General features: G+C 45.0%; 24 protein-coding genes and 2 tRNA genes. 14 read left to right on the top strand and 12 right to left on the bottom strand.

The annotated features are described in order from the left end of the window. Positions 1 to 39: 39 nt before the first annotated feature. Together folP and glmM are read left to right on the top strand one after the other, a co-directional pair. Entirely contained in the window at positions 40 to 879 is an 840-nt protein-coding gene (gene folP / locus ICN18_RS09965) for a dihydropteroate synthase (RefSeq protein ID WP_216190350.1), read from the top strand. Positions 880 to 908: 29 nt separating this feature from the next. Next, the gene (gene glmM, locus ICN18_RS09960) at positions 909 to 2,252 is read left to right on the top strand and encodes a phosphoglucosamine mutase (RefSeq protein WP_216190348.1); all 1,344 of its coding nucleotides are present in this window, start codon (positions 909 to 911) and stop codon (positions 2,250 to 2,252) included. Positions 2,253 to 2,258: 6 nt separating this feature from the next. Here glmM and ICN18_RS09955 read toward each other — a convergent pair whose 3' ends face one another. Then, the gene (locus ICN18_RS09955; RefSeq protein WP_255532197.1) at positions 2,259 to 4,352 is read right to left on the bottom strand and encodes a TonB-dependent receptor; all 2,094 of its coding nucleotides are present in this window, start codon (positions 4,350 to 4,352) and stop codon (positions 2,259 to 2,261) included. Positions 4,353 to 4,841: 489 nt separating this feature from the next. Here ICN18_RS09955 and ICN18_RS09950 point away from each other — a divergent pair. The 6 genes from ICN18_RS09950 to ICN18_RS09925 all read left to right on the top strand — a co-directional run bounded on the left by ICN18_RS09950 (position 4,842) and on the right by ICN18_RS09925 (position 7,471). Then, positions 4,842 to 4,918, top strand: a tRNA-Pro gene (locus ICN18_RS09950). Positions 4,919 to 4,956: 38 nt separating this feature from the next. Then, a tRNA-Arg gene (locus ICN18_RS09945) sits at positions 4,957 to 5,033 on the top strand. A 76-nt stretch (positions 5,034 to 5,109) separates the two neighbouring features. After that, positions 5,110 to 5,499 (top strand): hypothetical protein, encoded by a 390-nt coding sequence (locus ICN18_RS09940; RefSeq protein ID WP_216190346.1) that lies wholly within the window; start codon positions 5,110 to 5,112, stop codon positions 5,497 to 5,499. 71 nt (positions 5,500 to 5,570) lie between these two features. Continuing rightward, positions 5,571 to 6,254 (top strand): DUF3313 domain-containing protein, encoded by a 684-nt coding sequence (locus tag ICN18_RS09935; RefSeq protein WP_216190344.1) that lies wholly within the window; start codon positions 5,571 to 5,573, stop codon positions 6,252 to 6,254. Between the two features lie 9 nt (positions 6,255 to 6,263). Next, positions 6,264 to 6,527: an EF-hand domain-containing protein gene (locus tag ICN18_RS09930; RefSeq protein WP_216190342.1), complete on the top strand. Its 264-nt coding sequence runs from the start codon at positions 6,264 to 6,266 to the stop codon at positions 6,525 to 6,527. A gap of 50 nt (positions 6,528 to 6,577) precedes the next feature. Beyond that, positions 6,578 to 7,471, top strand: a complete 894-nt coding sequence (locus ICN18_RS09925) for an alpha/beta hydrolase (RefSeq protein WP_216190341.1) — start codon at positions 6,578 to 6,580, stop codon at positions 7,469 to 7,471. A 60-nt stretch (positions 7,472 to 7,531) separates the two neighbouring features. On the opposite strand, the gene ICN18_RS09920 is transcribed toward ICN18_RS09925, so the two are convergent. The 4 genes from ICN18_RS09920 to wrbA all read right to left on the bottom strand — a co-directional run bounded on the left by ICN18_RS09920 (position 7,532) and on the right by wrbA (position 10,234). Then, positions 7,532 to 7,717, bottom strand: a complete 186-nt coding sequence (locus ICN18_RS09920; RefSeq protein WP_087909997.1) for a hypothetical protein — start codon at positions 7,715 to 7,717, stop codon at positions 7,532 to 7,534. A gap of 89 nt (positions 7,718 to 7,806) precedes the next feature. Then, positions 7,807 to 9,222 (bottom strand): FAD-binding oxidoreductase, encoded by a 1,416-nt coding sequence (locus tag ICN18_RS09915; protein WP_216190340.1) that lies wholly within the window; start codon positions 9,220 to 9,222, stop codon positions 7,807 to 7,809. A 2-nt stretch (positions 9,223 to 9,224) separates the two neighbouring features. After that, positions 9,225 to 9,608, bottom strand: coding sequence for a DUF2069 domain-containing protein (locus tag ICN18_RS09910; protein ID WP_216190339.1), 384 nt, complete (start codon positions 9,606 to 9,608; stop codon positions 9,225 to 9,227). A gap of 17 nt (positions 9,609 to 9,625) precedes the next feature. Continuing rightward, positions 9,626 to 10,234: an NAD(P)H:quinone oxidoreductase gene (gene wrbA, locus ICN18_RS09905; RefSeq protein ID WP_216190338.1), complete on the bottom strand. Its 609-nt coding sequence runs from the start codon at positions 10,232 to 10,234 to the stop codon at positions 9,626 to 9,628. Between the two features lie 22 nt (positions 10,235 to 10,256). Between wrbA and ICN18_RS09900 the strand changes: the two genes are divergently transcribed. The 4 genes from ICN18_RS09900 to ICN18_RS09885 all read left to right on the top strand — a co-directional run bounded on the left by ICN18_RS09900 (position 10,257) and on the right by ICN18_RS09885 (position 13,965). Next, positions 10,257 to 11,105 (top strand): YihY family inner membrane protein, encoded by an 849-nt coding sequence (locus ICN18_RS09900; RefSeq protein WP_216190337.1) that lies wholly within the window; start codon positions 10,257 to 10,259, stop codon positions 11,103 to 11,105. Positions 11,106 to 11,184: 79 nt separating this feature from the next. Next, a complete protein-coding gene (locus ICN18_RS09895) occupies positions 11,185 to 11,640 on the top strand; it encodes a CBS domain-containing protein (RefSeq protein WP_216190336.1) in 456 nt (151 codons plus the stop codon). A gap of 42 nt (positions 11,641 to 11,682) precedes the next feature. Further along, on the top strand, positions 11,683 to 12,795 hold the full coding sequence (gene aroC, locus ICN18_RS09890; protein WP_216190335.1) for a chorismate synthase: 1,113 nt from the start codon (positions 11,683 to 11,685) through the stop codon (positions 12,793 to 12,795). Positions 12,796 to 12,807: 12 nt separating this feature from the next. Continuing rightward, complete coding sequence (locus ICN18_RS09885) at positions 12,808 to 13,965, top strand: MFS transporter (RefSeq protein WP_216190334.1); 1,158 nt, start codon at positions 12,808 to 12,810, stop codon at positions 13,963 to 13,965. A gap of 15 nt (positions 13,966 to 13,980) precedes the next feature. Here the strand turns inward: ICN18_RS09885 and ICN18_RS09880 are convergent, their stop codons facing one another. From ICN18_RS09880 to ICN18_RS09860, 5 genes are read right to left on the bottom strand one after another with little or no spacing between them, the layout of a single operon-like run. Then, entirely contained in the window at positions 13,981 to 14,775 is a 795-nt protein-coding gene (locus tag ICN18_RS09880) for a peptidylprolyl isomerase (protein ID WP_216190333.1), read from the bottom strand. A 48-nt stretch (positions 14,776 to 14,823) separates the two neighbouring features. Continuing rightward, on the bottom strand, positions 14,824 to 15,108 hold the full coding sequence (locus ICN18_RS09875) for a BolA family protein (RefSeq protein WP_216190332.1): 285 nt from the start codon (positions 15,106 to 15,108) through the stop codon (positions 14,824 to 14,826). Then, the gene (locus ICN18_RS09870; protein WP_216190331.1) at positions 15,105 to 15,653 is read right to left on the bottom strand and encodes a septation protein A; all 549 of its coding nucleotides are present in this window, start codon (positions 15,651 to 15,653) and stop codon (positions 15,105 to 15,107) included. Before ICN18_RS09870 ends, ICN18_RS09875 begins: the two co-directional genes overlap by 4 nt. A gap of 23 nt (positions 15,654 to 15,676) precedes the next feature. Continuing rightward, positions 15,677 to 16,096, bottom strand: a complete 420-nt coding sequence (msrB, locus tag ICN18_RS09865; protein ID WP_216190497.1) for a peptide-methionine (R)-S-oxide reductase MsrB — start codon at positions 16,094 to 16,096, stop codon at positions 15,677 to 15,679. Positions 16,097 to 16,125: 29 nt separating this feature from the next. Then, entirely contained in the window at positions 16,126 to 17,592 is a 1,467-nt protein-coding gene (locus tag ICN18_RS09860) for a protein adenylyltransferase SelO (protein WP_216190330.1), read from the bottom strand. Positions 17,593 to 17,647: 55 nt separating this feature from the next. On the opposite strand from ICN18_RS09860, the gene ICN18_RS09855 reads away from it, so the two are divergent. Further along, a complete protein-coding gene (locus tag ICN18_RS09855) occupies positions 17,648 to 18,130 on the top strand; it encodes a PaaI family thioesterase (protein WP_216190329.1) in 483 nt (160 codons plus the stop codon). 2 nt (positions 18,131 to 18,132) lie between these two features. Here the strand turns inward: ICN18_RS09855 and ICN18_RS09850 are convergent, their stop codons facing one another. Further along, entirely contained in the window at positions 18,133 to 18,990 is an 858-nt protein-coding gene (locus ICN18_RS09850; RefSeq protein ID WP_216190328.1) for an NRDE family protein, read from the bottom strand. An 8-nt stretch (positions 18,991 to 18,998) separates the two neighbouring features. Beyond that, a complete protein-coding gene (gene ygfZ / locus ICN18_RS09845; RefSeq protein ID WP_216190327.1) occupies positions 18,999 to 20,006 on the bottom strand; it encodes a CAF17-like 4Fe-4S cluster assembly/insertion protein YgfZ in 1,008 nt (335 codons plus the stop codon). A 20-nt stretch (positions 20,007 to 20,026) separates the two neighbouring features. On the opposite strand from ygfZ, the gene mltG reads away from it, so the two are divergent. Beyond that, positions 20,027 to 21,100: an endolytic transglycosylase MltG gene (mltG, locus tag ICN18_RS09840; protein WP_216190326.1), complete on the top strand. Its 1,074-nt coding sequence runs from the start codon at positions 20,027 to 20,029 to the stop codon at positions 21,098 to 21,100. The last annotated feature ends 8 nt before the right edge of the window (positions 21,101 to 21,108 follow it).

Raw genomic sequence — 21,108 nt, 5'->3', positions numbered from 1 at the left:
GATGGCTTCGCTTTGATACCTAATCAAAGTTATACGGATATGCCCACAACTTGGCGTTGTGGGCGTTTTCTTTTTGACTTGGCTAAACGCAAACGCCCAATCGTGATGGGCATTCTGAATGCAACACCAGACTCCTTTTCTGATGGTGGCATATTCAGAACTCCAAATGATGCCGTTGCTCATGCAGAGAGCATGATTGCCAATGGCGTAGACCTCATTGATATTGGCGGTGAATCAACCAGGCCTGGTGCAGAGCCAGTTGGCCAGCAGGAAGAGCTGGATAGGGTACTACCGGTAATAGAGGCACTTAAAGATTGTGGCATCCCGCTATCAATCGATACGTATAAATCCGAAACTATGCGTCAAGCGTTAAGTGCTGGAGTAGATTGCGTCAATGATATTTGGGCACTTAGACAAGAGGGTTCAATTGATGCCGTATTGGAAGGTAAGAATTGTGGCGTGGTACTCATGCATATGCAGCGAGACCCGATTACGATGCAATTTAATCCTGAGTATCAGGATGTGATTGCTGAAGTTAAGCAATTTCTAAAAGATCGTACTGAGCTATTGATTTCCAAAGGAATTGATGGCAATCGAATTGCTATAGATCCCGGCTTTGGATTTGGTAAATCTTTAGAACATAACCTCAAGATGCTAGCGAACTTTGCTGATTTTTCAAGTCTGGGTTTGCCGGTCTTAGCGGGAATCTCTCGTAAATCTATGCTGGGTAAGGTTACTGGTAAAGATACAAATGAGCGCGTAGCGGCCAGTATTGCTGCGGCAGTGATGGCAGCAGATCGAGGCGCAAAGATAGTGCGGGTGCATGATGTGATTGAGACTGTCGATGCCCTAAAGCTCTGGGAGGCTGTAAACACTTAGTGACACATCTAAGTTTTATAATGATATCTATGAAAAAACAATACTTTGGTACCGATGGCATTCGAGGTGAGGTGGGGAAGTTCCCGATCGTCCCTGAATTTATGACTCGCTTAGGCTATGCCGCTGGAAAAGTATTGGTTCGTGATGCCAAACCTGGCGAACGATGCAAGATTCTGATTGGAAAAGATACACGAGTCTCAGGTTATTTATTAGAGGCATCATTGGAGGCTGGATTTGCCGCGGCTGGTGTTGATGTCATGCTTTGTGGTCCGATTCCAACCCCAGGTGTTGCTTACCTTACCAAAGCCTTGCGCCTATCTGCTGGCTTGGTGATCTCTGCATCGCATAACCCTTATCAAGATAACGGTATTAAGTTTTTCTCCGCAAAGGGGGATAAATTATCCGATGACTTTGAGCTTGCCATTGAAGCAGAATTAGAAAAGCCGATGGGGTGCGTGAATTCGAGAGAGCTTGGAAAGGCTTTTCGATTGGATGATGCCGCTGGACGTTATATTGAATTTTGCAAATCAACCTTTCCAGGCGAGTTAAATCTAAAAGGATTAAAGCTGGTTGTTGATTGCGCCAATGGCGCCGCGTACCACACGGCCCCTCATGTTTTTCATGAGTTAGGCGCTGAGGTTGTTTCGATTGGCGTTAGCCCTGATGGCCGTAATATTAACGATGGTTGTGGTGCTACTGCACCGGCCGCCTTAATTGCCAAAGTCAAAGAAGAAAAAGCGGATCTGGGCATTGCTTTAGACGGTGATGCTGACCGCCTGCAAATGGTTGATGCATCTGGTCGCTTATTTAATGGTGATGAATTACTCTACGTCTTAGCTAAAGACCGCTTAGAAAGAGGGCAAAAGCTTGGTGGTGTAATTGGCACTTTAATGACAAATCTTGCAGTTGAAAATGCGATCAGAGAGCTTGGGATTGGGTTTGAGCGAGCCAATGTTGGTGATCGTTACGTGCTGGAGTTATTAAAACAAAATGGTTGGATTATCGGCGGAGAAGGTTCGGGCCATCTACTTTGTCTCGACCAACACTCTACGGGCGATGGAACGATAGCTGCACTGCAAGTTCTCGCGGCCATGAGCCAAAACAAAAAGAGTCTTGCTCAGCTATTGAATTCTGTCAAAGTTTTTCCTCAGGTTCTATTGAATGTGAAATTCAAACCCGGCTATGACTGGAGGTCTGATAAAACTCTAGCAACCCAGATAAGTAAAGTCGAGACAGATCTAGCAAATATTGGGCGTGTACTAATACGCGCTTCGGGCACCGAGCCTTTGTTGCGTGTTATGGTTGAAACTCAAGACGCTGATGTAGCAATGAATGCAGCTAAGAGCATTGCAGATTTAGTTCCAACCGCCTAAGTAGCTCTAAAAAGCAGCTCGCACACCAACCATTAAGCTCCTTCCTGGTTGCGGTGCATATAACCTTACCGCCATTGGTGAGGTAGCGTAGCGTATCTCTTCATTCAACAGATTCTTCAATATAAGATAGCCGGTCCAATTGACCTTACCAATACGTTCTGTATAGGATAGATTTGCGTTGACTAGGTTGTAGCTAGGGGTTGGTCCGATCTCCCAGTTTGCTAATTTATTTTGTTGATAACTGTAGATGTAGCTAGCACTAGTTAACCAGCCATTTCGCTGATAAGCCAATTCTGTTCCTAGGCGAGGTGCTGGCTGCAATGGGAGATAGCCTCCTGACGCAAAGGTTCCTTGCGAAACATCACCAAATAAACGCCCGCCAACCCCAGTTTCATTCCAGTTGTAAGTAAGCTCTGCCTCTGCACCTTGAATGGAGGCATTGGCTTGAGAAGCTTGAACAACTGAAAAATTTTGATTAGCCTGGCTATATGCACCTGTGTAGAAGCCATAAATGAAGTTGCTGAATTGGTTTTTATAAATGCTCGCCTTACTACGGATCAAACCCAGCGTCTTCTGAAAACTGAGCTCTAGATTATGAGAGGTTTCAATGCCGAGGTTTGAGTTTCCAATATCAAATGTCGCGGTTGAATCATGAGGACCATATGAGTAGAGCTCTTGGGCTGATGGCGCCCGTTGTGAAGCGGTGTAAGCAAGGCCTATGCCATAGCCCTTGGTAACTTCAACCAGGCCGCCAGCAGAATAGGACATTAAATTAAATTGGCGACTCTTTAGCGTAGGGGCCCCGTAGCTTGTTGGAACAAAGTCCTGGCTTGATGCGCTGGGGAACTGGGTCGCAGAGTTGGGGTTTTGGGTCGCATAGTTATATCGAGCGCCCAGACTTGTTTTTAATGGGCCATATTGACCTTCTTCAACCAAGAAAAGGGCGCTTGAATTCGATTTAGTTTGCGGAACAATCGCATAGCTATTGGTCGATAAATCCGTAGCATTTAGAGTGGAGCCAATAAGTTGCGCCCCTACAATTCCTTTTGAGCCCAGTAACTCTTTATGAGCCAACTCTAATCTTGCTTCATTGGCAGTGTTATTCCACTGGGTTGAAGCCACGCCATTATTGGTAAATTCGGTGTGCTGGTAATTTGTATTGGCTGCGCTTATTTTTACCGAACTGAAACCAGCAAATGGATCATTTGACTGATGGGCAATGTCATAACGATTTTGTGACTGCTGAATAAAGCCACCCTCAGCAGTTGGTATTCCATAGTTATGATTCATGCGCTCTAACGAGATGCCCGTATATCCATCTGAACGTACATAGCTTGCACCTAATCCCAAGCTATTTTGATTGCTAAAAGAGAAGGGCAGTTTGCCGCTGTAGGGAACGTTCACCGGCTCACCGGGATTGATAGCCCAGTTTGCATTTGGTCCACCTTGTTCGGCAAAGCCTGGAATGCGATAGTTATTTGAATTGCTAATTGCCGTATCAAAATGCAGTGCTAGTGGACCCGCAGGTGCATCAAGCTCGATATTGGCAGTCTTGCCCTGATTAACTGTCTCGTAACTTGTATTGACTGCGCCGGATACCGTATCAGGCATTGTTGTCACAATGCGATCATTCACAACGTTTACTAAGCCACCGCTGGATCCAGAGCCATATAGGAGGGCAGAGGCGCCACGCAAAATCTCGATCTGATGGGTATTTTGCATTGGGCTAGCAACTGCGTGATCGGCAGAAATGCTTGATACATCCCCGGCAGATAATCCATTTTGCAGAATCTGAACGCGTGAACCTTCTAGGCCTCGAATAACAGGTCTTGAGGAACCTGCGCCATAACCTGTTGCAGAAACACCTAATTCATTTGCAAGAGTGGCGCCAAGCGTTCCGGAAAGTTTGTTTTGCAGTTCATCCCCGGCTAATACTTTATTAGGTGCTAAAAGGCCTTGACCCTCACGGATGCCAGTGACATCTAGCTGAGGCAGTGATTCCGTATTGCTTTGTGACCATGCATGATTGATTGGCAGCAATATAGCTAATGCCAATAAAAAATGACGTGTAAAAAGTTTGCCGCAGAAATTCATATTCATCCAAATAGGCCAAGGTATGGCGATTAATTAAAACGAGAGTGCGCAAGCAGCGCAATTGTTTTAGAGGATGAAAGTGGGAGGAGCGCGAGACTGGTAAGAGGTGACCTCTAATTTAGGTGTAAATGAATTAACAAATACGTTTAGGGTCAGAGAGCCTGAAAACGAAGAGGTAAGGTTGGCAGCGCTATTTGGTATAAACCCAGCCAATGATAGAGCGTCAAATAAGTGACAGACGTCAGAGCTATGGCTAAAACTTTTATCTATATGACTTGCCGCCTTGCTCTCTAGTGTTTGGCTTTGGGAGGCACCATGTGAAATGCTATGGGATAGGCCAATCCAATGGGTGCCAAGTAAGCAAACAACAAGCAATGCCACAGTAAATGCGGCATGTATATGCTTTGTTAATTTGCTTGAAAAATAGGCAACCATGGGACAAATCTTACAGGATTTGCCTCCAATGGCGCTATCGGTGTAGAATATCGATTCCGTCGGAGTGTAGCGCAGCCTGGTAGCGCACCTGCTTTGGGAGCAGGGGGTCCAAGGTTCGAATCCTTGTACTCCGACCACTTTCTCTTAGTTTTACGTATTTCAGTCCCAGTACACACTGCCTATAGCTCAGCTGGATAGAGCAACGCCCTTCTAAGGCGTAGGTCGCACGTTCGAATCGTGCTGGGCAGGCCAACCCCCCCACCCCAGTGTGCCCCAGCAGAAGGCATTGCATTGATTCCTACCGCACGTTCTAACTTAGAATGCAGCTATGAAAATCTACTTAGCAAGACTTCATTTAATTCTCGCCTATGCATCTTTATTAACTGCCTGTTCTGTTGCAAAGCTAGAAGCCCGTCTTGAAGCTAATCCGCAATGCAAAGATGTTGTGAACCCAAAAACAGGTGTACTGATGCCATGTCCTGGCTCTGATAAAGCGTTTTATAGGGATGCTGGCTTGGCTCCAGTAAAGGCATCAACCGCAGCTAATAGCCCAACTTCATTGACCCCGCCAGGTTCATCATCCTCAGCCCAAGGCTCATCGAGCGTTTCAACTACTTCAGCAGCAAGTTCGGCAAAAACTGTATCAACACCAGTAAATTGCAAGCCGCAGATACACAAAAAAACGGGTGGAACATTGCCTTGTCCTGCACCGGATTAGCTAGTTATCGTTATGATGCTCTTAACGTAATTACTACCCTTTAGTAATTCAACCAAACCCTTGGAATAGCTATGAAAAAAATAAACGTATTGTTGGCTTCTTTTGCTACAGCAATCACTTTGGCGGCATGTAGCAATGCTCCTAAATTAGCTACTGAATCAATGCCTAGATCAGGTTTCTTGCCTGACTACAATCTTTTGGTGCCGATGGCAACAAATGACAAGGACACACGCGTTTGGAGATACCGAATTTCAGGTATAAATCCGGGTTCCTATACAGCAGTGATTCTTGACCCAATTTATCTAAACCAAAATGCCACTAAAGATGTCAGTCTTGATGTGATTAATAAAGCAAAGGCCGCGTTACAGGCGTCCATGGTTGAAGCAGTAAATGCCCGTGGAAATATTAGAATTGTTACTAAACCAGGACCAGGCGTTGCACGTATTTCAGTCGGCATCACTGGCGCTGAGAGCTCAACAGATAGTTTGCAGCCTTGGAATTTCACTCCAATTGGTTTGGCTATGAATGCAGCTGCTTATGCAGGTGGTGTAAATTCCAAAACCCCAGCACTTTTGGTTGAGAGCAAGATTACGGACAGCCAATCCAAACAATTGTTAGGCGAGGGTTTAATTACTGTTCAAGGCGAATCTTTTAGAACCAATGCTGGATCAGCAGACTCATTTGTTGCAATGGCTAAGAAAGTGGTTCGCTCTGCATTAGAGACGTCTGCAAATCCAACGCCAACAGGCAAATAAGAAGCCCTCATGAAATTACTTTCTAAGTTAATTATCTTTTCTGGCTTAAATTCACTGATGCTCGTACCGCTTGTCGCTCATGCAGATGATGCCTCACGTGATAAAGAAATTACTGAGCGTTTTGCTAAATGCGATATCAATCGTGATGGTAAATTAACGAAAGAAGAGGCCAATGGATGCATGCCTCGCATCTATAGCAACTTTAGTTATATTGATTCAGAAAATAAAGGCTATGTGACTGTCGCTGAAATTCAGGCGATGGCGAATCGTTAGTATTTAAATATCAAGGGCCTCTTAGGAGGCTCTTTCTTATTAGGCGCAAGATGTCTGTTTCTTTCCCTGGCTTTGAAGCCAAAAAATTTACCACTGACTCTGAAGATGGATCCATCGAGATCTCCTACCTGATCGGCGGTAATGGTCCTCCTTTACTTTTGCTCCATGGGTTTCCACAAACTAAAGCAATCTGGAGCATGGTGGCTCCGGAGTTAGCAAAACAATTTACGGTTGTTGCTGCGGATTTGCGAGGATATGGCGCCTCCTCAAAGCCGCATGGAAAAGCAGATCACTCTTCATATTCAAAAAGATCCATGGCAGCAGATCAGCATGCGTTGATGAAGAGTTTGGGGTTTGATCAATTCTTCTTGCTTGGTCACGATAGGGGCGGAAGAGTCTCTCATCGCTTAGCAATGGACTTTCCTGAAGGTGTGTTGCGTTTAATGGTCTTGGATATTTCACCAACCCTAAAGATGTATGACAACACCACAATGGAGTTCGCCAAGGGATATTTGCATTGGTTCTTCCTGATTCAGCCAGAGCCAGTTCCAGAAACAATGATTGGCGCCAACCCAGAGTATTGGTTAAAAAATCATATGGGTAGACATGCTGGCACCGGAATATTTACTCCAGAACGGTGGGCGGAATATTTAGCTGGTGCTAGCAATTCTGAAAGCATGCATGCAATGTGTGAAGACTATCGTGCTGCGGCCACTATTGATCTTATGCACGATCGCGCGGATCGTGTTGCCGGTAAGCGGCTGAAAATGCCCATAAAGGTCCTATGGGGAGAGCATGGCCTAGTAAATAAGTGCTTTAAACCAATTGAGGACTGGAAAGAGGTCGCCCTTGATGTCTCAGGAATGGCCGTTCCTAGTGGGCACTATATTCCCGAAGAGGTCCCTGAACTACTGCTGGCAGAGGCCAAGAAATTCTTTGGCTAAAAGCAAAGAGGCGGCTTAGAAAAAAACCCTAAATAAATCAATTATTTAGGGTTTTAACTATCACTCTGGGTGAAAATTATTGCTAGCCATGAAGCTGATAGTGCGCTCAAAGCCAAGAATGCGGATATAGCGCCAAGCAATGTCACGATATTTGCTATCTAAGTAGCCAATCGCGACCTCAGGCGTCCTTTTGGACAAGTCGATCTCTTGAATTGCACGGGCCCAACGTTTGAGTCTTGTTGACATATTTGTCACCTCCATGACCATACAACGCCTGTAAATGGGGTCGAGATGACACAAATTACAAAATATTTATTAAAAAACCCTTAATTTTTTTAAATCGAGACGACTTTGTGGGGATTAAGGATATTTTGGGGGTCTAAGGCCCTTTTTAAGGTCATCATGAGCTCGTGGGCTACTTCGCCCTTATGAGCCCTTAGGTTGTCCAATTTGAGCTGTCCTACCCCATGTTCAGCCGAAATTGAGCCATTACAACGCTCAACCTGGGCATAAACAAGCTCATGTATCGGCTTTTCATTGGCCTCATTAAATGATTTGGGGTCAGCATCTAAGGGTGGGGCAATGTTGTAGTGCAGGTTTCCGTCCCCCAAATGTCCAAAATTGATGATTCTGACGCCTGGATAGTTAGCCCTCATCAAAGCATCCGTTTCTTGGATAAAGCTATCCAGGGATGAAAGGGGGATGGTGATGTCGTGTTTTAAGTTTGCACCTTCCTCGGCTTGGGCCAAAGTGATGTGCTCACGCATATGCCAAAACGCATTTGCTTGACTTAAATTGCTAGCAATTACCGCATCACCAATCAACTTGGATTCAAAAGCTTCTTCCAAAATAGTTTCCAGGAGTTGTCTTACGTGGTCTTCGCTCTCATGATCTGACAACTCAATGAGTACGGTAAATGGAGGTTTTCCTTGCAATGGATTTGCCATTTGAGGGAAGTGTTTTTCATTTAAATCCAAAGATTCTTGCGTCATCATTTCAAAACCAGTCAATAAAGACGTTGCCCGTTTTTGAAACAGATTGAGAAGTGCAATGGAGTCTGCAACTGTTGCGCAGGCAACCAAAGTAGTCCATTGAGAAATGGGAAGTGGATACAACTTCATTACTGCCAAGGTGATGATGCCTAAAGTCCCCTCGGATCCTACAAACAAATCTCTCAAATCGTAGCCCGTATTATCCTTGCGCAATCCTTTAATACCATTCCAAATCTCGCCTTTGGCTGTAACTACTTCTAGGCCCAAACAGAGATCGCGCGCATTACCGTAGCGCAGTACATTCGTGCCGCCTGCATTAGTAGCTAAGTTGCCACCAATCATGCAGCTACCTTCAGCACCTAGACTTAGCGGAAATAGAAATCCTTGTTCCGCCGCTTTTTCTTGAACGGTCTGCAAGATGCAGCCAGCCTCAAGCGTAATAGTTTGATTGGCAATATCAATCTCTCGGACCTGATTCATGCGCTTGAGATTGAGAATGATTTGCTTGCCGCTGGTATCAGGAGTAGCTCCCCCGCAGAAGCCAGTATGACCACCTTGGGGAACTAACGCCACCCGATGCTGAGAGCACAACTTCACAATATCAGCAACTTCAGCACTGGTAGCAGGCAGAAGCACTGCAAGTGCTTTTCCGGTGTACCGTTTTCGCCAATCGGTCAAGAAGGGTGCTTTATCCTCATCTGCGGTAAGAATATATTTTTTCTCTAACACTGCAGACAGGTTATTAATGAAGTTCTGCATACTTACTTTACTGACATCTTCTTAAGGGCCTTAGCTTCCTTCTTGATCGGTTTCAAATACATTAACAGGCAAACAAAACCTACCGTAGAAAGAATCGTCTCAAAAACTGCAAGCCAAAAGTTAGTGCCTGTTTCCAAAATGCGTACGAGGCCTTCGGTGACATAAAGCAATATCAGCATGGATGCCCACTGCATGGTGTAAACCTTGCCTTTCCATATCCCAGGTATAGCAAACAAGAGAGGAAGACCCTTCAAGATTAACCATGAGCCACCAGGCCGAAGGGGTGAGATAAACCATTCCCAAGAGACGCAAAGAATAAATAGATCGATGAAGGCTGCGGTAGCAATTAGTTGGTAAGGATTTTTTTCTAGGAACTTTTTCATCATGATGAATATGAGACAGCCTATCCTTTGCTTTGATGAAGTTTTAATGCAGTTTCGGCTAAGCGTTTACCTTGCGCTTTTGCGAGACGCTGCTCCTCAGGGCTGATTGGTGCCCGCCCATCGGCATGTGCAAGGTGAGTAACGCCATAGGGGCTGCCTCCAGTATTGGAAGACATGAGATCAGGCTCGCTATAAGGAATGCCCATAAGCATCATGCCATGATGAAGTAGGGGAATCATCATGGTTATGAGTGTGCTTTCTTGCCCACCATGCATGCTACCGGTACTAGTAAAAACACAGGCTGGCTTTCCAATCAAGGCGCCATTGAGCCATTCAGAAGAACTTCCATCCCAGAAATATTTCATTGGGGCTGCCATATTGCCAAAGCGGGTCGGTGATCCTAAAGCCAGCCCAATACATTCTTGTAAATCAGAATACTCGGCATAAGGCGCACCATCTTGGGGTACCGTCGATTCCGTGGCCTCACATACGGCCGAAATTGCGGGTACCGTTCTCAGGCGTGCATTTACCCCCGGAACACTCTCAATCCCTTCGGCAATAAGGCGCGCGAGATCCTTGGTCGCACCATAACGGGAGTAGTACAAAACTAAAATATCTTGTTGGCTCATATTCATCTCTTATGATACGGCGATGCGCCTTATTCGCAACCCCCAATTATGGCTCTCTCTGGCTAAAGAGATCTGGGAGCGCAATCGCGGCCAAAATTTGAAGCAAATCGCTGCTAGCTTAGCCTTTACAACCACTTTATCCATGGTTCCAATGGTGACTATAGCCACTATCCTAATTGGCTATCTTCCCAGCGTCATTCAAATTAAGAATGCTTTTAAATCTTGGTTGCTTGAGACCTATATGCCTGGTGGTATCAATCAGCAGGTATTTATCTATCTAGATCAATTTTCATCCCAAGCCAGAGGACTAACCTTTGCAGGCTTGGCGGGTTTGATCATTACGACGATCATGACGTTGGCAGTAATTGAGGGCGCCTTTAATCAAATCTTTAAAGTCACCTTAAGCAGACCGCTGTATAAAAAAATTGTCATATATAGTGCCGCAACAATCTTGGGGCCCATATTGCTAGGTATCGGGATTTACTTAAGCGGTGTTTTATTCAGTGCATCAGAAGGGTGGATTAGTGCGGTTTCAATTGGATTCAAATTAGTTGCAACAATTGCCCCGATTTGCCTTGCAATTTTGGTGTATGCCGTGGTCTACAAAATCCTCCCATACGCGAAGATATTGTGGCGTGATGCATTCACTGGAGCATTGGTGGCAGCGCTTGCCTTTGAATTAATGAAATTTGGGTTTGCTATTTTCTTGAGTAATACGGCCTTTTATAAAACCGTATATGGAGCATTTGCCATCTTTCCTTTGGGCCTTACCTGGATCTATTTAACCTGGTGGATTACCTTGACTGGGGCGGTCTTGGTAGCCAATTTACCCGATATCCGAAGTGGCTTCATTAGGGTTATTCGTTACTAAATCTTGGGTTTAAGCCCTTGATTCAAAGAGTTCTTAAGTCTATATTGGGGTTATAAATGCATCGTTTTACGGAGACCAAATGAAAGTTCGTGACATATTACGCGTCAAAGGAAGCACCCTTTTTACAGTGGCTCCTGATACTGCACTTCAAACAGCGGTGCTAGTAATGAGTGAGCACGATATTGGTTCTTTGGTTGTGATGGAATACGACAAGCTGGTTGGTATTCTGACTTTCCGCGAAGTTATTGCTGCCTTAGCTAAACATCATGGCAAGCTTGAAGGCCTTCAAGTGAGCTCTGTAATGAATCAAAAGCCCTTGACATGCAATATGGAAACTGAGATCGACGAAGTCCGTCGCATGATGTTGGTAGACCACGCCCGTTATTTACCGGTAGTGGACCAAAAAATGCTGATGGGGGTTATTTCCTTCTATGACGTAGCAAAATCCGTAGTTGAAGCCCAGGACTTTGAAAACACGATGCTTAAGGCCTATATTCGTGATTGGCCGGAAGATACTGAAAAAGCACCTTCTTAGTATCTCCTAGCCTCATTTTCTGACCAATGACATAATGTTGGTATGTCAGGAAATACTTTAGGCCTCCTTTTTACTGTTACCACCTTTGGTGAATCCCACGGTCCCGCAATAGGGGCTGTTGTCGATGGCTGCCCACCGGGCATGGAGCTGTCTGAGGCGGATATCCAGCTTGACTTAGATCGCCGCAAACCTGGTACATCACGTCATGTTACCCAGCGTAAAGAAGAAGACAAGGTTGAGATCCTCTCCGGGGTGTTTGAAGGTAAAACTACCGGTACACCTATTGCCTTATTAATTCGCAATACCGATCAGCGTAGCCAAGACTATGGCGACATACTGCAGACCTTCCGACCTGGTCATGCTGACTATGCATACCAAAATAAATATGGCATTCGCGATCCGCGCGGTGGTGGAAGATCGTCTGCACGTTTAACTGCTCCCGTTGTAGCTGCAGCAGCGATTGCAAAAAAATGGTTACATGAAAAATATGGCACTGAATTTTATGGCTACATGAGTCAATTGGGCGATCTTGAAATTCCATTTCAGGATGCTGCTCAAATTGAAAATAATCCATTCTTTGCCGCAAATGCCGAGATCATTCCGCAATTAGAAAGCTATATGGACGAATTGCGCAAAGCAGGGGACTCTTGCGGTGCGCGCATCGAAGTTAGAGCTCGCAATGTTCCTACTGGCTTGGGAGAGCCTTTATTTGATAAGTTAGATGCCGATATTGCACATGCCATGATGGGTATTAATGCTGTCAAGGGCGTTGAAATTGGCGCTGGCTTTAAATCCGTAGCTCAACGTGGTAGCGAGCATGGTGATGAGCTCCATCCCGACGGTTTTGCAAGTAATAACTCTGGCGGTACTCTGGGCGGCATTAGCAGCGGCCAAGACTTACGTGTTTCGATTGCCATCAAACCAACCTCGAGCATTATGAGCCCCAAGCAGTCTATTGATTTGAATGGCAAGCCGATTACTGTTCAAACTAAAGGTCGGCACGACCCTTGTGTTGGCATTCGGGCCACTCCGATTGCAGAAGCAATGTTGGCATTGGTTTTAATGGATCATGCCTTGCGTCACCGTGCTCAATGCGCTGATGTTTCAGGGGCTTCATCCATTCCGGCTTTACAACCAGGCGCATATCGCGATTAATTGGTTTATTAGATGACGCCTTCGCTTCGCTGGGCCTTCGGGTCCTTTTTCTTTTTATATTTCGCTTATGTTGGATTGGTGTCTCCGTATGCCAGTCTCTTTTTTTTAGAGCGCGGATTTAGCGTTATAGAAATCGCTGCATTAATGTCCATGCTACAGATTACCCGCATTGTTGGTCCGTTCTCTTGGGGCTGGTTATCAGACTATCTTTCTAATCGCATTAGCATCATTCGATTCTGCGCCTGCCTCGCCGCAATTGTTTTCTTATGTATCTATTTTTTACATAGTTACATTGGATTTTTTATTTGGATGTTTGTTTTACACACCATCCTTAGCAGCCTGATGCCACTTGGCGAATCCGCCACTATTCATGCTTTATATAAAGACAATTCCTTTGATAAGCGCTATGGTCGTTTGCGCCTATGGGGCTCTATTGGCTTTATTGCCATGGTATTGGCAGCGGGGGAGTTATTCCAACGCAGGACTATTGAGTTATATCCAATCGTGGGAACAATCGTTTTACTTGGCTTGGCCTTAATTACCTTTTGCTTGCATGAACCGAGGATGGAGCGGCGCAAAATGGTGAAGGGCGAACTGATGGTGGTGCTCTTTAACCCTGATGTTAGGTGGTTCCTGGTATCAGGCTTCTTCATGATTTTTGCACACGCCTCTTTGTATGTTTTTTATTCTCTCTATCTTGCCGACCTGGGATACGATAAATTTCAGATCGGTCTATTTTGGGCTTTGGGAGTATTTGCTGAAGTGGTTTTCTTCTATTTTCAGAGCAAAATCTTGAGCAGGGTTGATGCCGAGGTAATTCTGCAAGCTGCATTTGGTGTTGGTGTTATTCGATTTATTTTGATCGCCTTTTTGCCATTCACATCTGTACTGATAGTGGCGCAATTAATGCATGCCGGTACTTTTGCCGCGCATCATAGTGCCGCCACCAAACTATTGCAACGTTGGTTTACAGGTCCCGTACAAGCTAGGGGGCAGGCTCTCATGGCCACGATCTCTTATGGTCTTGGAGGAACGCTTGGTGGACTATGTGCTGGCTGGATATGGGAAGCTTCTCAGCCTAGAGATGTTTTTGTGATGTCCGCATTTGCATGTGGACTGGCGGGCATGGCAATCCAGAAACTCAGACCGCGACGCTATCCCGCCAGATAAAACGAATAATGTGTTTTATTGAATCTTTGCCTTAGCGCGGAGTTTTTGCATCATCTCTGAAAACTTTGCCTTTTGCCAATTCTTATCAGCAACGATCATTTGCTTTAATTGATCCTTCAACTCTTCCATGCTCGGGGCTTTAACGTCCCGAGAATCAATCACCTTAATAATGTGCCAGCCAAATTGTGACTTCACTGGCTTATCAGTGATTTGACCATTCTTCAGTTGAACCATGGCTTTGGAGAACTCTGGAACCAAGGCTTTATCGCTAACCCAGCCAAGATCGCCGCCATTTTTAGCTGAACCAGGATCTAATGATTTAGCTTTAGCAATTTCTTCAAAGTTTGCGCCAGCTTTTAATTGAGCAGTAATGGCTTTAGCATCAGATTCTTTCTCAACCAAGATGTGCTCGACGTGATATTCCTTGCCGGTATATTGCGCTTTTACAGAATCATAAGCAGCCTTGAGATCCGCTTCAGCAACACCTTCTTTTTCTACGTAGTCTTCAAATACGGCACCAATCAAAACACCCATACGCGCTTGCTCTAATTGTTCGCGAACCATTTCTTTTTGAATCACACCACGCTTGTCAGCTTCTTGCAAAACCAATTCACGTGTAACTAGCATTTCGCGGGCTTGATCACGTACCTGTGGGTTATCAGGTTGTCCAGAACGTTGTACCAACTTATCTAACTGGGCTTTTGGAATGGACTTGCCGTTAACGATGACAGCGTTTTGAGCCATCACATTTGCTGAGAGAAGTGCAGCACCGAGAAGGCTGAAGGAGAAAATTTGACGTGTATTAAGCATGGTAATTAGGTTGTTAAATAATAGGGTAGGGTTATTTTAAGGGTAGCCTTAGCCTGCCACTTCATCTGGGGCTAGAGCGACAATAGTAAGAGCATGAATCTCCTTGGGTATATGGCGGTTTAAGGCTCCATATACAGCCCTATGGCGGGCTACTAGGTTTAAACCCTTAAACTCCGGTGCAACTATCTCTAGACGAAAATGCCCGCCGCCAGAAGCTGCACCAGCATGACCGGCATGTAGATGGCTTTCATCATCAATCTTTAAGGACTGGACTTCAAATGCTTTACGAAGATCTACATCAAATGCGAGCATTCTCTGTTGATTGATATTCATTCGCTTGGATGCTCCATGTGCTTTGAAAGCCAAATTCCCTGAGCAATGACAAACACCAGCAGCAATCCTGTACTACCAAATAATTTGAAGTTAACCCAGGTTTCCTCAGAGTATTCAAAAGCGATATAAAGATTAAGTGCGCCCATGAAGAAAAAGAAAAGAGCCCATGCCATGTTCAAACTATGCCAAACCGAGTGAGCATTTTTGGCTTTGAGGGTTACCTGCTTGCCCATCAATACTTGAATCCAGTTTTTTTGAAAAAACTGGGCACTAATAAATAGGGCGCCTGAAAAGAGCCAATATAGTGCAGTAGGTTTTAGTTGGATGAATGTTTTGTCGTGCAAAAAGATGGTGAGACTGCCAAACACTAGAATCATTACTAAACTGATCCATTGCATGGCGTCTATTTTCCGGTGGCGGTAATACACCCACAGAATTTGTCCAATAGTGGCAACCATCGCAACAATAGTCGCGGTGTAAATATCACCAAATTTAAAGGCAATAAAGAAGAGGATGATTGGGAATAGGTCGAATAAAAATTTCATAAAGGGATTATCCAGCTAATTGCTTATTCCTCAGTTTTTGCAGGGATGGCATTGATGCCGGGCTCAAAACTCAGTGACGCAGAGTTAATGCAGTACCGCAATCCAGTTGGCATGGGACCATCTTCAAATACATGCCCCAAATGGGCGTCGCAATGAGCGCAGCGCACCTCCGTTCGAATCATTCCGTGAGAGCTATCTCTAATTTCCGTGATGGATGATTCAACTTCAGGCGCGTTATAGCTTGGCCACCCGCATCCAGCGTCAAACTTCGTCTCGGATAAAAAGAGGGGCGTGTCACAGCAAATGCATTTGTAGCGCCCCTTATCCCAATGATCCCAATATTTGCCGGTAAAAGGACGCTCAGTAGCAGCTTCACGAGTAACACGATATTCAATATCGCTTAAAGATTGCTTGTATTCTTGATCTGTTTTTTTCATGTTTATTATGAGAAATTAGTTTACTAGCTAGAAACTTATGATGAACAGCTTACCTCAACAGTATCTAGATTAGGTGGCGGTGCTAATGCATAAGATTCGTAGTTAGGCTGTTCATCAAAAGGCCTACTTAAGATATTTAGCAATTTAGAGACCTCTGAAAAGTCTTTTTTCTGGGCTTGCTCAATGGCTTGCTGCGCCAGATGATTGCGCAGTACATATTTTGGATTTACTTGATTCATTGCTTTTTGACGATCCATATCATTACTGGACTCACTCAGTAAGCGAGCAAGATAATCGTCAAACCAATGATCGATCAACTCTCGATCAACAAAATCATTTCGCAAGGCTATTTGCGCAATCGGTGAATTAGCCTTGATTGCGCCAAGATTACGAAAGAAGCATGTGAAATCAACTCTCGAATCATGCATTGCCTGCAATAAGCGCTCAATCAATGCAATATCCCCATCTTGTGAAGTTATGAAACCTAATTTCTTACGAAATAACGCTTGCCAAGTTTGTGCATAAACCACTGGGAAATCTTCAAGGGCTGTACGCAATCTCTCTTGCGCCTCTTTTTCGCCGTGCTGCAGTTCTAACAGTGGCATCATCGCGCTGGCTAAGCAGGCCATATTCCAATGCATGATTTGAGGTTGGCGATGATACGCATAGCGACCACCTTGATCGCTATGGTTGCAGATATGATCAATCTGAAATTGATCTAGAAATCCAAAGGGCCCATAGTCTATCGTAAGGCCGAGTACGCTGATATTGTCGCTATTCAAAACACCATGACAAAAGCCAACTGCCTGCCACTGCGCCACTAACTTTGCGTTGCGCGTGCAGATAGACTTAAATAACTCCAAATATGGGGATTCAGACTGAAGGGCGTCTGGGTAATGATTGCTAATGAGAAAATCAGCTAGCTCTTTTAATCTTGCATGATTTTGAGTTGCTGAATAATGTTCGAAGTGTCCAACACGAATAAAGCTGGGCGCCAGCCGAGCGCATATGGCTGCAGTCTCCATAGCCTCTCTTCGTACTGGTAAGTCTGAACCAACAATCGATAACGCCCGTGTTGTGGGAATGCCTAAAGCATGCATTGCTTCACTGCATAGGAATTCTCGAATAGAGGAGCGGAGTACGGCACGTCCATCACCCATACGTGAAAAACGAGTCTTGCCGGCACCCTTAAGTTGCAATTCTTGGTCGCCAATATCTCCAAGCAAGATTGCGCGACCATCACCGAGCTGTCCTGCCCAAACACCAAATTGATGACCGCTATAGACTGTTGAAATCGGATTAGGGAACTGGTAGCTACTTGTATTAAGCTGATTTCCCGACAAAACCTCCAGCCAATCTTTATCTACCGGGAGATTCTTGTCATCAAGGGGAATGCCTGCTAATTTTGCGGATAGGGGCGAAAAAGCAACCCAATAGGGATTTGGTATGGGTGAAGGTAATGTTGCTTGGCAAACATCATCGCCGCTTAAAGTAAAGGCCATGGTGACTATTCTAGGAGGATTTCCCAAAATACGTACATGACTCTAAAATTAACCTATGAACAAACAAGTCCAAATTAATCCGCAGACCCAGCTTGCCAATTTAGGCGAAGAATTAAATGTTCCCTTTTTGAAGCTTTTAGGGGTTCGCTGCTTAAGCGCTGAAATGGGAAAGGGCGAGATTTTGCTCGCTCTCAAGCCCGAACATAACAATACTTGGGAAGTGGCTCATGGCGGCGTCTTATTGACGCTCATGGATGTGGCTATGGCAGTGGCTGCTCGTTCCGGCGATCCCGGTGATCGCAGTGTTGTCACCATAGAAATGAAAAATAATTTCATGCAGGCTGCTACTGGTGTTCTCAGAGTTAAAGCGGATACGGTTCGCAGAACTGCAACTATGGCTTTTTGTGAAGCCAAGCTATATAACGATCAAGGTGAGGTCTGTTGCATGGCTACTGGCACTTTCAAATACCTCAAGCGCTTGGCTGCTCGTAATGCCGATGGTGAGATTGTTGTGAACAACGATGGTCGTTCTAAATAGAGCTAAACCGATAAATTAGAGTCTGAAGCAGAGCTAAGTGCGCCAGTAACAACATCATGGCCTACGGTTCCGGATGCATCAAAGCGTCGCTCCACTAACTCAAACTGGCCATCTTTACGTACTCTAAGAACGGTACTAGAGCGTGTTCCATAGGAAGACGTTTTGATGAAAGCAGGGGAGAGCGCTTTTTCCCACTCCTTACTTACACCAGTATTTGGAAGCTCATGATCGCTAGCATGATGGGTATCAGCCAATAGCTTTAAATATTGGTCGGCATTCTTGAGTTGACCCTGATCCATTGCTAATGCTTGGGCAAATGCTGCCACCCGATGATTTACCTTAGGCCATGGGGTGTCGAGCATGGCATTAGAAAGCCCATACACGCCTGGCTCTAGAGCCTGCTGCGGAAAAACTTTGCGCGGTCGAATACTTTGACCCATCATCATTCGATTACTCACCCAATGCATTTCTGCGTTCTCAGGATTGCTTAGATCAGCCATTAAGAGGTTAAAGCCGTTATATTGCTGAAAGCGTTTTGCGTTGTCTTGAATAAATTCTGTTGGGCGATCTTTACCTGTGAGATACATTAGAGAAAGTTCGCCGCGCGTTCTTGAGTCCGGATTTTTTTCGCTTGGCGCACGCACATTGGTTAAGGCAGCAAATTTTCCAGTCTTTGTGAATCCAAGCCATGTACCTGGACTTCCCAATACATCGGCTCGATCTCTACCCGCCAAGACATGTGGGTGCTCTTGCCACCATGTAACGCCGTCAGTGTCGCGTTCGTAAAATTCATCACGGTTCGCCGCCACTACTAGCGAGTAGTCTGGATGAGAATTCCAAGCGAACAGAATAAGGCACATAAAAGCGATTAAATTTCAATCAAAGGGTAGGGTAACAAATCTATTTTTAACACAGGTCCATCAGCGCTACCAAGATGAATATTGCCACTTTCTAGGGCCTCCAGCTTGCACTCAATTTGGAGATCAATCCGTTGCGAATCACTTTGACTGGGGGCGGATAAAACTACCATTCCAGCCGGTTGAGTCGGATCATTTGAATGAAAAAGCTCTGTACCAGGCAAAGCCTGACCTTCGTTAAAGGCAGCGCCGCTTAAGTGAGCAAGTTGTAAGCGTCTTTTAATAACCCCGCGGTATTGGCTGCGCGCGACGATTTCCTGACCTGGGTAGCAACCCTTTTTAAAGTCGACGCCAGCAACGGATTCAAAGTTAATCATTTGCGGCACAAACTGCTCTTGCGTGGCCTGAACAATTCGTGGAATAGCGCTCAAGACCTCAAGCGCATTCCATGACTTAAGCGTTTCATTCGTGTTTTGTATATTGAGAGACTCTTGTTCAGGATGTGCTACTAACACCCTAGCAACGGATCTATCACCAACCAACACATCGGGCAAGCGCAAAGCAATGCAGTCATTCTCTATCTTAAGATCTGCAATTTGTTGGTCTGAGTTATATAAACCAGTAACAATCCATTCATTAGAAACATCGGTAACTTTTACTTTCGAACGCAGTACAAACATCGATAAACGTTTAGCTGTACTGGCAGCAATATCTTTGGAGATAAATAAAGCAAATCGATCTTCTGCATCCTCACTTGATAGAAATAAACCCACCCATGCGCTTGCTAGTAGTCTGCCCTTTGGGCTGCAATAGCCAATCAAGCGGGTAGATGAAAGCCCCTGAGCAAATTGCCCCGGCAATATACGCTTCAGGCCCAGGACAGAATTCGTTAACTGATTTTGCAAAAAGCTAGCAGCATCTGATCCCTCCACCAGGATTAAGCCCCACTGCGGCAAATTGCAGGGGATGGAGGAGGGGTTATTGACCCAGTTTTGCTGAATTTGCGAAGTATTTGTCATGACCCTTTTATCATAGCCTGATGAGCAGAAAAATTCAGAGCAGGTCACTATTTATCAAGAAAAAGTCTAAAGGTCGAGGGGTAAAGTATTGGCTAAGTCTTTTGGCAATCATTTTGGGCTTGCTTTATGGCGCCATCTTCTTGTTGCCTGTAGTTCCCAGCGTCTCCAATCTTGAGAATGCCCCCACCTATAAAGCAAAGATTAGCCCTCAATCAAGCTTATCCAGTATTGCCAACCAATTGCGTGACCAAGGTTTATCTATCAATCCTTTTGTGCTGCAAGTAGGGGCTAGAAGCTTATTTGTTAGCTCAAAACTAAAGCCGGGAACTTATTTACTTCCAAGCGGAGGAAGTTTAGGGAAGATTTTGCTGCAGATTGCACGCGGTGACCGCATTAGGGAAAGTATTGCAATTATTCCAGGAATGACTATTTGGCAACTGAGAAGCATTGTTGATTCACACCCAGCCCTGATTCATCAGACCAAGGGCATGACCAATAAAGAGTTATTGCAGAGTCTCAATTTAAGCTATCCCAGCGATGAAGGAATTTTTCTACCCGACACTTATATATTTGATCCCGATGAACCTGACTTAAATATTTATCGCAGAGCTGCACAAGGAATGCAAAGGCAGCTCACCCAGAGCTGGGATCAAAAGGAGGCCAATCTTCCCCTAAAGACACCTTATGAACTATTGATATTGGCCTCAATCATTGAAAAAGAGACCGGTCGATCAAGTGATCGAGATATGGTGTCAGCGGTATTTGTTAACCGCCTCAATAAGGATATGCTACTCCAAACTGATCCTGCTGTGATCTATGGAATAGGGCCTAAATTTGATGGGAATTTACGGAAAGCAGATTTGCGTAAAGACACCTCCTACAATACGTATTTACATAAAGGCCTGCCTCCAACCCCAATTGCAATGCCGAGTAAAGAGTCTATTTTGGCCGCATCCCATCCTTCCAAAAGCAATGCTTTATTCTTTGTAGCCAAAGGGGATGGTAGTAGCCACTTCTCTCAAAGCTTGAAGGAGCATGAGAGTGCAGTAGATCGATATCAACGCAAGATAGCACCTAAAAACAGCGCCAACTAAATTTTCTT

Source organism: Polynucleobacter parvulilacunae (assembly GCF_018881715.1).
GTDB classification, from domain to species: domain Bacteria; phylum Pseudomonadota; class Gammaproteobacteria; order Burkholderiales; family Burkholderiaceae; genus Polynucleobacter; species Polynucleobacter parvulilacunae.
The sequence above is the reverse complement of the archived record's forward strand: the minus strand, read 5'-3'. Positions and strand labels throughout refer to the sequence as shown.

Bases quoted from the DNA above. Each gene is read 5' to 3' on its own strand.
- mltG (WP_216190326.1), top strand. From the start codon at position 20,027: ATGAGCAGAAAAATTCAGAGCAGGTCACTATTTATCAAGAAAAAGTCT.
- ICN18_RS09935 (WP_216190344.1), top strand. From the start codon at position 5,571: ATGAAAAAAATAAACGTATTGTTGGCTTCTTTTGCTACAGCAATCACT.
- ICN18_RS09855 (WP_216190329.1), top strand. From the start codon at position 17,648: ATGAACAAACAAGTCCAAATTAATCCGCAGACCCAGCTTGCCAATTTA.
- ICN18_RS09900 (WP_216190337.1), top strand. From the start codon at position 10,257: ATGCGCCTTATTCGCAACCCCCAATTATGGCTCTCTCTGGCTAAAGAG.
- ICN18_RS09875 (WP_216190332.1), bottom strand. From the start codon at position 15,108: ATGAATATCAATCAACAGAGAATGCTCGCATTTGATGTAGATCTTCGT.
- ygfZ (WP_216190327.1), bottom strand. From the start codon at position 20,006: ATGACAAATACTTCGCAAATTCAGCAAAACTGGGTCAATAACCCCTCC.
- ICN18_RS09930 (WP_216190342.1), top strand. From the start codon at position 6,264: ATGAAATTACTTTCTAAGTTAATTATCTTTTCTGGCTTAAATTCACTG.
- ICN18_RS09915 (WP_216190340.1), bottom strand. From the start codon at position 9,222: ATGCAGAACTTCATTAATAACCTGTCTGCAGTGTTAGAGAAAAAATAT.
- ICN18_RS09940 (WP_216190346.1), top strand. From the start codon at position 5,110: ATGAAAATCTACTTAGCAAGACTTCATTTAATTCTCGCCTATGCATCT.
- ICN18_RS09925 (WP_216190341.1), top strand. From the start codon at position 6,578: ATGTCTGTTTCTTTCCCTGGCTTTGAAGCCAAAAAATTTACCACTGAC.
- ICN18_RS09895 (WP_216190336.1), top strand. From the start codon at position 11,185: ATGAAAGTTCGTGACATATTACGCGTCAAAGGAAGCACCCTTTTTACA.
- ICN18_RS09955 (WP_255532197.1), bottom strand. From the start codon at position 4,352: ATGAATATGAATTTCTGCGGCAAACTTTTTACACGTCATTTTTTATTG.
- folP (WP_216190350.1), top strand. From the start codon at position 40: ATGCCCACAACTTGGCGTTGTGGGCGTTTTCTTTTTGACTTGGCTAAA.
- glmM (WP_216190348.1), top strand. From the start codon at position 909: ATGAAAAAACAATACTTTGGTACCGATGGCATTCGAGGTGAGGTGGGG.
- ICN18_RS09910 (WP_216190339.1), bottom strand. From the start codon at position 9,608: ATGATGAAAAAGTTCCTAGAAAAAAATCCTTACCAACTAATTGCTACC.
- ICN18_RS09880 (WP_216190333.1), bottom strand. From the start codon at position 14,775: ATGCTTAATACACGTCAAATTTTCTCCTTCAGCCTTCTCGGTGCTGCA.
- ICN18_RS09870 (WP_216190331.1), bottom strand. From the start codon at position 15,653: ATGAAATTTTTATTCGACCTATTCCCAATCATCCTCTTCTTTATTGCC.
- aroC (WP_216190335.1), top strand. From the start codon at position 11,683: ATGTCAGGAAATACTTTAGGCCTCCTTTTTACTGTTACCACCTTTGGT.
- ICN18_RS09850 (WP_216190328.1), bottom strand. From the start codon at position 18,990: ATGTGCCTTATTCTGTTCGCTTGGAATTCTCATCCAGACTACTCGCTA.
- ICN18_RS09860 (WP_216190330.1), bottom strand. From the start codon at position 17,592: ATGGCCTTTACTTTAAGCGGCGATGATGTTTGCCAAGCAACATTACCT.
- ICN18_RS09920 (WP_087909997.1), bottom strand. From the start codon at position 7,717: ATGTCAACAAGACTCAAACGTTGGGCCCGTGCAATTCAAGAGATCGAC.
- ICN18_RS09885 (WP_216190334.1), top strand. From the start codon at position 12,808: ATGACGCCTTCGCTTCGCTGGGCCTTCGGGTCCTTTTTCTTTTTATAT.
- wrbA (WP_216190338.1), bottom strand. From the start codon at position 10,234: ATGAGCCAACAAGATATTTTAGTTTTGTACTACTCCCGTTATGGTGCG.